The sequence below is a fragment of the Stenotrophomonas sp. GbtcB23 genome (assembly GCF_019091045.1).
In the GTDB taxonomy this organism is placed as follows: domain Bacteria; phylum Pseudomonadota; class Gammaproteobacteria; order Xanthomonadales; family Xanthomonadaceae; genus Stenotrophomonas; species Stenotrophomonas rhizophila_A.
This window is the reverse complement of the sequence record NZ_JAGXKC010000403.1, coordinates 1-272: the sequence shown is the minus strand read 5'-3', so window position 1 is coordinate 272 and position 272 is coordinate 1. Positions and strand designations below refer to the sequence as shown.

Annotated in this window: 1 protein-coding gene; it reads right to left on the bottom strand. The window is 63.6% G+C overall.

The window, feature by feature from the left end; translation table 11 throughout:
• A partial coding sequence (locus KVS69_RS19570; protein ID WP_217539671.1) for a hypothetical protein occupies nucleotides 1–272 on the bottom strand: 272 nt, incomplete at both ends.

Sequence of the window (272 nt, the reverse complement as noted above, 5' to 3'; positions counted from 1 at the left end):
GACAATAAGGTCGCAGTCGGCCAAGGCCTTGCGCTCCAGGTCGTACAGGCTTAGGCCGTGGATGCACTGGGCACGCGGCTCGAAGTCGGCAAGAATACTGTCGGCCGTGTGCAGGCGCACCGCCAACGTAGTCTGGAGGAAATCGTTGCCGAGCAGCTTCTCCTGCGTAGCTGCGATCGCGGCTGCCCCCCAGTCCACCAACTCGACGTAACCCAGCGCACCTTCGCTCTTCTGTAGCGCCCGAGGCTCCTGCACGATGAGGACGGGATCCC